Origin of the sequence: Nostoc sp. JL34 (assembly GCF_017114945.1) — a bacterium.
Taxonomy (GTDB): Bacteria; Cyanobacteriota; Cyanobacteriia; order Cyanobacteriales; family Nostocaceae; genus Nostoc.
In genome coordinates, this window is the sequence record NZ_JABXKQ010000086.1 from 18,707 (window position 1) to 27,421 (window position 8,715).

Annotated in this window: 6 protein-coding genes; 4 read left to right on the forward strand and 2 right to left on the reverse strand. The window is 41.3% G+C overall.

What is annotated here, in order from left to right:
• Positions 1–192: 192 nt before the first annotated feature.
• The 4 genes from HWQ44_RS16295 (at position 193) to HWQ44_RS16310 (ending at position 5,151) form a co-directional block, all read left to right on the forward strand.
• A complete protein-coding gene (locus tag HWQ44_RS16295; RefSeq protein ID WP_292720377.1) occupies positions 193–1,086 on the forward strand; it encodes a hypothetical protein in 894 nt (297 codons plus the stop codon).
• Between the two features lie 12 nt (positions 1,087–1,098).
• Positions 1,099–2,076 (forward strand): SDR family NAD(P)-dependent oxidoreductase, encoded by a 978-nt coding sequence (locus HWQ44_RS16300; protein ID WP_292720379.1) that lies wholly within the window; start codon positions 1,099–1,101, stop codon positions 2,074–2,076.
• Positions 2,077–2,133: 57 nt separating this feature from the next.
• Complete coding sequence (locus HWQ44_RS16305) at positions 2,134–2,718, forward strand: hypothetical protein (protein ID WP_292720381.1); 585 nt, start codon at positions 2,134–2,136, stop codon at positions 2,716–2,718.
• A gap of 93 nt (positions 2,719–2,811) precedes the next feature.
• Entirely contained in the window at positions 2,812–5,151 is a 2,340-nt protein-coding gene (locus HWQ44_RS16310) for a cation:proton antiporter (protein ID WP_292720383.1), read from the forward strand.
• Positions 5,152–5,363: 212 nt separating this feature from the next.
• Here HWQ44_RS16310 and HWQ44_RS16315 read toward each other — a convergent pair whose 3' ends face one another.
• Together HWQ44_RS16315 and HWQ44_RS16320 are read right to left on the reverse strand one after the other, a co-directional pair.
• Positions 5,364–7,148 carry a diguanylate cyclase gene (locus HWQ44_RS16315; protein WP_292720385.1) on the reverse strand — a complete coding sequence of 595 codons (1,785 nt, stop codon included), beginning with the start codon at positions 7,146–7,148 and terminating at the stop codon, positions 5,364–5,366.
• Positions 7,149–7,157: 9 nt separating this feature from the next.
• The gene (locus tag HWQ44_RS16320; RefSeq protein ID WP_292720387.1) at positions 7,158–8,138 is read right to left on the reverse strand and encodes an ABC transporter substrate-binding protein; all 981 of its coding nucleotides are present in this window, start codon (positions 8,136–8,138) and stop codon (positions 7,158–7,160) included.
• Positions 8,139–8,715 lie beyond the last annotated feature (577 nt).

Here is an 8,715-nt window from a genome sequence, read left to right on the forward strand (position 1 = left end):
TTGTAATCGCTGTGACAGACTACTAGATCGTAGATATTTATTTTTCTACAGATAGAGTTAATTAAAAATATTAAGCACAATATTATCTCAGCCAAACATAAATATAAAATCAGATTCAATCTTTGAGTTGAACCCATATTTACATGGGATGAAACATTCACCCTCTTGTTGGAAATCCACAGAATTATTTTGATGAAAAAATTGAAGACTCAAGTATTTTTAGGCTTAACAGGTGCATTTTTGGCAGTCGGATATTCTAGTTTGCGGGCTACAGAAATTCCCATACAGAGTACATCAAACCTCAGAAAGGATTTAGTAACGCAATCAGAAATTAACCCAAATGTCAATGAGTATCTGGAGAAAAATAAACCAGAAAGTTATAACGCTTTAAAAAAGCAGTTAGATGCAGCGATTGAGGATGCAAAAAGACCGAGTGAAGAGAAAGTAGTAAAAAATCTTTGGTTATTATCAAAAACTAATCCTCAAATCAAGTGGAGAGAAAATAACGGTAAAATTGAATATCTGATGGCGAGTTGGAAATATGTCAAAAACCCAAATGAGGATTGGAAAGTAGGAACAAAAAAAAGTATAGAAGCACGCACTTGGTTAACAGCCGTTCCTCAAGTTAAAGAATTTTGTCAAAACTGTAAGGGTATCGGCATAAATATTCCTGGTAATATTATGCTTTCTCTGAGGTTACAGCAGTATTTAGGCTTAATTTTAAATAGAAATTCAAATAAGACACATTTTGTAGAAATGTGGGTGAAAGCTGAAGATTTAAGTAGACCATGTGTCGATCCAGAAATTAATGATTCTAGTTGTAATGTTTTTAATATACCGATTCCTGCTAGTTATCCGGTTTTGCAAGAGATATATATAACTTCTTATGCAGTTGGTATTCAAGAACATTATCCTTGGACAGGTTTAGGTTACACCTATGATTGGGGAAATCCGAAAAAACCTCGTGAAGGAGCTAGTGAGTTTCTGATCGATGGAACTAAAGAAAAGCCGATAGAAATAGAAGTTGTTTCAGTCACTGCTACGAAAGAATATTGTAATAATCAATATTTAACGGTAAAAGATTAGAAATGAGTGCTGATGAAACACCTTGAAGGTAAAGTGGCTTTGGTAACAGGTGCTACGCGGGGAATTGGTAGGGGAATTGGCATTGGCCTTGGTCAAGCAGGTGCAACTGTATACATCACGGGTCGCAGCCTCAACAACTCTTCCAGTGATGGGGTTTCAGGAAGTCTTAGTGAAACGAAATCAGCCATTGAGGAAGTCGGTGGTGTATGTATTCCCGTCCAAGTAGACCACAGTGACGATGAGCAGGTGCGTTTGCTTTTCGATCGCATTCAAGATGAACAAAATGGCCAACTCGACCTACTGGTAAATAATGCTTATTCAGGAGTTCAGGCGTTAAAAGACGCTCATGGACAGCCCTTTTGGGATTGTGAACCAACTCTTTGGGATGCTAGCAACAACGTTGGTCTTCGGAGCCACTATATTGCGAGTGTTTTTGCGGCTCGGATGATGACTAAGCGTAACTCTGGACTAATTTGCACTATTTCCTCGTGGGGTAGTATGTTTTATCTATTTAATACAGTTTATGGTGTTGGCAAAGCAGCTTGTGATCGCCTAGCTGCTAATATGGCTGTTGAGTTAAAGCCCCATAACGTCGCTTCCGTTTCAATTTGGCCGGGTATTGTTGGTACTGAGCTTTTTTCGCGTTTTGCTTCTGAAATAAATCAAAGCAATGCTACTGAAAATAATTTCTCATTTTTAAGCGATCGCTACAACTGGGAAACTCCCTTATTTACTGGACGAGCGATCGCTGCACTTGCTAGTGAGCCAAATATAATCCGCCATACAGGACGCGTGCAGATTGTTGCCGAACTGGCTCATAAATATAATCTTGTAGATGAAAATGGCGACCGACCTGCATCCCTACGCTCTCTACGTTTTGTACTACCAGCTGCATTGCCTGTACTGAGAAAGTACTCATGGCTCATACCTGATATTAAACTGCCGTGGTCGCTGCTATTATTGAATGCCCTCAGTTCGCCTAAAATTTAATGGGCATCGGGCATGGAGCCAGAAGAGATGCGTCTTAAATAATGCAATAATAAGTCTTTGAACTCCGTTGACGAGTATTTGAACTGGATGAATCCACCTTTGAACTCCGTTGACGAGTATTTGAACTGGATGAATCCACCTTTGAACTCCGTTGACGAGTATTTGAACTGGATGAATCCACCTTTGAACTCCGTTGACGAGTATTTGAACTGGATGAATCCACCTTTGAACTCCGTTGACGAGTATTTGAACTGGATGAATCCACCTTTGAACTCCGTTGACGAGTATTTGAACTGGATGAATCCACCTTTGAACTCCGTTGACAAGTCTTTGAACTGGATGAATCCACCTTTGAACTCCGTTGACGAGTCTTTGAACTGGATGAATCCACCTCTGAACTCCGTTGACGAGTATTTGAACTGGATGAATCCACCTCTGAACTCCGTTGACGAGTCTTTGAACTGGATGGATCCACCTTTGAACTCCGTTGACGAGTCTTTGAACTGGATGAATCCACCTCTGAACTCCGTTGACGAGTCTTTGAACTGGATGAATCCACCTCTGATACTTGTGATTCAAAATACCTTCAAAAACCTTGATGTATCCTTCCTGCTCACCTACTGCCCGCCCCCTTCAAAATAAGCAAATTTTGTTACCCCTTTAGCAAACAAGCTGTTTGAGATCGTAAAACTTTGTATCCTGAATTAATAGGTCTTAATAGTTCTTTTAAAACTGGTGCAAGAAGATTTTCGGTTAATTGTTGATTTAGTTTTAGTTCTAGGTGTTGCAGCCTGTGGCGGACTATTAGCGGCACTTTTGCAACAACCAGTGCTGCTAGGGTATCTCATTGGCGGGATAGTTATTGGGCCAACGGGACTAGGATTGATTAAAGAACTGATTCAAGTAGAGACTCTGGCACAGTTCGGGGTCGCCTTTTTGTTATTCGCCTTGGGTGTGGAATTTTCCTTTGCGGAACTTAAGAAGGTAAAAGCGATCGCTCTTGGTGGAGGTGGACTCCAGATTGCTTTGACGATTTTGGTCACGGTTTTAGTATGCGGGTTAAGCGGAGCCTGGGGAGCCTTACCTGCGAAAGGGATGTTTTTGGGGTGTATTCTGTCGCTGTCTTCCACAGCGGTTGTCCTCAAATGCTTAATGGAGCGCAACGAAACAGAAACGCCCCACGGGCAAGTGATGCTAGGGATTTTGGTAGTTCAGGACTTGGCACTAGGACTGATGTTAGCAGTCTTACCAGCCCTCAACCAACCAGCAGAAACTATTGGCATCGCCGTCCTCACAGCGCTAGGTTCGATTGCTTTATTTGCTGCTGGGGCGGTAGCTGCGGGGATTTGGCTGATACCGCCTTTGTTGCAACTGCTAGCCCGTACTGAAAGCAAAGAACTATTTTTATTAGGGGTTGTAGCCCTGTGTTTAGGCATTGCCCTGTTGACAGAGCATTTGGGACTGTCCATTGAGATGGGGGCATTTGTCGCGGGTTTGATGATTTCTGAGGTAGAGTACGCCGACCAAACCCTGACTTATGTCGAACCACTGCGAGATATCTTTGCCAGTTTGTTTTTTGCCGCCATTGGGATGTTAATTGACCCAGTGTTTTTGTGGAACAACCTGGAATTAATTTTGGGGTTGGTAGCAATAGTTTTCGTAGGTAAATTTTTGATTATCACGCCCTTAGTGAAACTGTTCCGCTATCCTTTGAAAACAGCCATAATCGCCGGTTTAGGACTGGCGCAAATTGGGGAATTTTCCTTTGTTCTCGCTAGTGAAGGGCAGTCTTTGGGGCTGGTGTCGCGACAAATATACTTATTAATTTTGGGAACCACCGCAGTCACTCTCATGCTGACTCCTTTTGTACTGCGGTTAGTGCCATTTTTATTTAACTTTGCCGAATCAATGCCTTGGTTGAAACCGTACTTAGAAGAAGATGAAGCGCGGGATGTATCGGAAGATTTGCCTTTCAAAGACCATGTAGTAGTTTGTGGCTATGGGCGAGTCGGCAAGAATTTGGTGAAGTTGTTGCAGCAACATAACCTACCTGTGGTGGTAATCGACCAATCGGAGAGGAGAATTCAGCAGTTGCGCGAGGCTGGAGTGTCTTATGTTTATGGTAATTGCGTCAGTTTACACGTTTTAGAAACTGCTGGGGTGAATCATGCCAAAGGAATGGCGATCGCACTCCCTGACCCCATGAGTACTCGTCTTTGCTTGAAACGGGCTTTGGAATTGCGCCCAGAATTAGATTTAGTTGTCCGTGCTACCCAGGATAAAAATATTGAGGTGCTGTATCAATTGGGAGCTAGGGAAGTTGTGCAACCAGAGTTTGAAGCCAGCTTAGAAATGGCAACCTATTTATTAACTGGCTTAGGCTTATTGTCGCCACCTGTCGTCCAACGAGAAATGCAGCAAATCCGCAACGATCATTATTTAGATTTACGCCCAGAGCGCTCTGCAACTGAAGTTGCTCGTGATTTGCGCCAAGCAACCCGCGATTTAAATCAGCGCTGGTATTCTTTACCATCCAATTCGCCCTTAATTGGCATGAGCATAGAAGAAGCAGATATGCGCTACTTAACAGGAGCGAGTTTAATGGCAATTCGTCGCGCTAACGGCGATGAAATCGATTATCCCAATAATCAAACCAAATTAGCAGAAGGCGATCGCTTGCTGGTGGTGGGAGCTGATGAAGAACTGGCGGCTTTAGCAGAATTCGCTAAGGGACAAGCAGCTGTTCCCGGAGAAAATAGTGCTTGTCAGTGGGTTACAGTCAATGCAGATGCGCCAACGCTAGGTAAAACTCTTGCAGATTTAGATATCGCCAAGCAATATGGAGTACAAGTACAGGCGATCCGGCGAGATGGCAAGTTTATTCGCTATCCTGATGGTGGTATGGACTTACGAGTTGGCGACCAAGTATTGTTATGTGGTGGTTTGACAGGTCTAAGTCAATTACAACAGTTATTTGCGATCGCTAGTTCAGTACCCCTTTCTATGCCAGTGGTGAAAGCGGCTGAGGCAGAGGCCCTCAAAGAGTTTTTGCCTGCGGATAGTGTGACTGAGTGAACTACTCAGACTTGCCTAGGGCTGAAGTCTGAACTTCCCAATTCATAGGGAATAGCCTCAAAAACTCCGTAGTTTTTTTGGTATTACATTCCCTCCAAGGGCAGAAGTCCTGGTTCCCAAGACCCAAATCTTTCTCTTGCGACACGCTGCGCGAACGCAGAGAAAATGGGGACTTTTGCGAAGCGTTAAGCTTTAAGACTGTTAGGCTATATCTAATGAGTACAATAGCGATCGCGCCCCTTCTGTTTGGCATTGTACAGTGCTTTATCGGCTGAAGCGATGAGTGTATCTGGCTTGATGTCACAAGTGGGGATGACAGAAGTAATACCCAAACTAAGGGTAACGATATCCTTGACATCAGACTTTGCATGGGGAATAGCCTGAGCATGAATTGCTTGCTGAATACTTTGTGCTACTTTAATTGCTCCTGCTAAGTCAGTATTGGGGAGGAGTACCGAAAATTCTTCTCCACCGTAACGCGCCACGAGATCAGTAGGACGATGAACTATCTGTTGCACTGTTTGCGCTATTCTGATTAGACAATCATCGCCTCCAAGATGACCATAGTAGTCGTTGTAAGATTTGAATTTATCTACATCTAATAAAATCAGTGACAGGGGTTGTTGCTCTCGTGCAAGGCGTTTCCATTCTGCTTGCAGTCGTCCATCGAAGCAGCGACGGTTAGCTACCTGAGTCAAACCATCTAGATTTACCAGTTGTTCTAGTTGCTGATTTGCATCTTCTGCTTTTTCTTTAGCAATTATTAACTCTGCTGTTCTCTCCTGTACCCGTTGTTCCAAAGTTTCCAAAGATGTTTGTAACTGAAGTGCCATGTTGTTAAACGATTTTGCCAGTTGACCTATTTCGTCTTTTGAGGTTATTTTGGCGCGGATATCTAAGTTACCTGCGGTAAACTGGAAAACTATATTGGTAAGGTAAATTATTGGCTGGGTTAGCAGTTGCCCAATAGCAAAAGCGATGATTGTCACTACTGAAGCGATAATTGCAAATAGAAACATTGCGTCCCGAATTTGCTTTTCTACAGGTGCTAGGGCAACAGCAAGGGGCTGGGCAAACAACACAGACCAAGATTTATATTTTAAATGAGCGATCGCAATCAGATTAACCTGATTACCTGTTGCTGACAAAGATGCAATTAAATACGACTGTTTATTATCCAATGCTTGCTTAAGTTTTGACTCATTAGTTGCTAATTCTTTGACAGGAGAATTAAGCAAACGCCCTTGCCGTTGCAATTGAGTTACAACATCCAAAGGCAGAGGCACAATTGATTTAAAAAGCAGTTTTGGTGCAGTGCTATGTGCCAAATAAATATTATTTTCATCTAGAAGAATCGCAAATGATTTTGCCCCAGCCCGTTCAGTTTGTCGAGTTACTAACTGCTGGACAACAGTAGCATTGTATGAAACACGCAATACACCCAATATCTCTCCCTTGGCATTGCGAACCGGACTGCTAAAAAAGAGGGTAACAAGGTCAGGAATTGTTGGCGATCGCTTCATACTAGAAACAAAAGATAATCCAGTTTTCAGGGGCTTTTTAAAATAATTTTCAACTGATTCATCTTTGCCAATATTCGATGTACGTGTATCCAATACATTTTTGCCGTTTAAGTCGAGCAAAGAGTATGAGAGAATATTGAGCATATCTTTGCGACTGAGACGAATCAATGTTTCTGTCGCCAATTGCATTTCTGGGCTGTCATCTTGCCGTTTTGGAGTGAAGCTGAGGTAGCGTGCCAAACCTGGTAAAATAGCCTCTACGCGCACGGCATTGAGATTTGTATCAATAAAGGCATCTATTCTATTAGCGGTTTCATTAGCCGCTACAGATAAGGCTTGTTTTGCGTTGTCAGTTAGTACTTTTTCAGTTGTCTGTTTGTTGGTAAATGCCAATAACAGCAAAGGAATCAAAGCAACAATGAGAAATGAGGCGATCAACTTTCTACGAATGCCACCTAAAAAAGGCTGTTGCATGGCTTTCAACTAGGAGGGAGGATTCAAGAACGAAGAATTGAACAAACTTTTTAACTCAGGAATGCGCGTCACGTTTCCAGAGCGAATAAAAAAGTCTGCATATATCTTGGCTGTTTTGTAGATGGAGTTAGGGTTGCTAGATTGAAATAATTTTTGATTTTCAGCTAAATCAGTTAGGTTTACTCCTTCCAAAGAGAGTGTATTACTAGGAATTTTTAATTCTTTGCTGACGATCGCATTTCCTTCCTGAACATTTGCTTTCCAGTAAGCCGAGGCTTGCAGCCATCCTCGCACAAATGCACGAATGTCTTCGGGGCGATCGCGGACTGTATCACCGCGAAAAACAATTATATCTAAAATCAAGCCAGGGGTTTGTTTACTGCTAAATATGATATGTCCCCCTGATTTAATAGCTTCAGAAAGATAGGGTTCCCAAGTGTGTCCGGCTTGAATAACATTATTTTTCAGATGTTGAGGAATTTCTGAAGCCTCTAATTTAAGCAAGTTCACATCATCGCTGGTTAAGTTGGCATTTTTCAACATCTCAGTCACAAAAACTTCGCTAAAACCGCCTAGATTTGCACCCAGTTTTTTCCCTTTTAAGTCAGCAACGGTTTGAATTTGTGATTGGGCGACTACCACATCTGCTCCTGTTGATTCATCTATAACTGCCACGCCTTGTATATCTGGATTTGTGGCACTCAAGTTTATCAGACCTCCCAAGGTCAATATGATACAATCATACTTACCCGCACTGAAATTTGCTATTTCCAATTGGATGTATAGCTTATGAATTAGTTCTACATCTACGCCTTGGGCTTTGAAGAATCCTTTTTTTTGAGCAATGATGCCTGAATGCTCTCCAACAAAAGATGTAAATTCCACTTTCAAGGGAGGGCGTTTCAATTCGGTCGGTGCCCAAGCATGACAAGCAAATAGCAAACAGGCAATAATGAGAAAAATGCTAACGTATCTGAGAAATTTAAACATAGAATATTTGAGATTTTTTAATTATTGTAAAATCAAATATTCCACTAAATCAATTAGTTGCTAAAATTTCAATCGCTAGAAAATTTTTGTGAGAATTTAAATTAGAAAATTCTGTTTTAGGAATTTTTCTAATTAATTTTCAAGCAGCCTCATATAATTGATTAATCCCTTGTTAAGACATACAAATTAGCTTATCAGATGTTAAATAATTTTCTTCTGTATATTCAAAATTTGAAGAATTATTTTCAGCAAACAAATATATATATTTTACATCTAGATGATTGCATTTGTATCAAAAATGCTGTTTTATGCAAAATATTTACGTAAAGAATCATCACACCTGGCTGAAAAAACGATCGCTTTCTCTTCTTCTAAAACACTGAAATAAATTATCCAATATTGTGGGGTGGGCATCTTGCCATTAGTGTCAACTTAAGGTTAAAACCCATTTGTCAACGATAGGTTTTGTTAGGAACGAAGTATAAAGGTGAACTTTTTTCTGACTTTTATACGCAAGCTGGTAGTGATGCTAATAAACAAAGCATTAATAGTCCATGAAAAAGTTCGTTTTTTGTCC

What these genes read in the sequence shown, in the direction of transcription:
- HWQ44_RS16320 (WP_292720387.1), bottom strand. Translation starts at nt 8,138, where the DNA reads ATGTTTAAATTTCTCAGATACGTTAGCATTTTTCTCATTATTGCCTGT.
- HWQ44_RS16315 (WP_292720385.1), bottom strand. Translation starts at nt 7,148, where the DNA reads ATGCAACAGCCTTTTTTAGGTGGCATTCGTAGAAAGTTGATCGCCTCA.
- HWQ44_RS16295 (WP_292720377.1), top strand. Translation starts at nt 193, where the DNA reads ATGAAAAAATTGAAGACTCAAGTATTTTTAGGCTTAACAGGTGCATTT.
- HWQ44_RS16300 (WP_292720379.1), top strand. Translation starts at nt 1,099, where the DNA reads ATGAAACACCTTGAAGGTAAAGTGGCTTTGGTAACAGGTGCTACGCGG.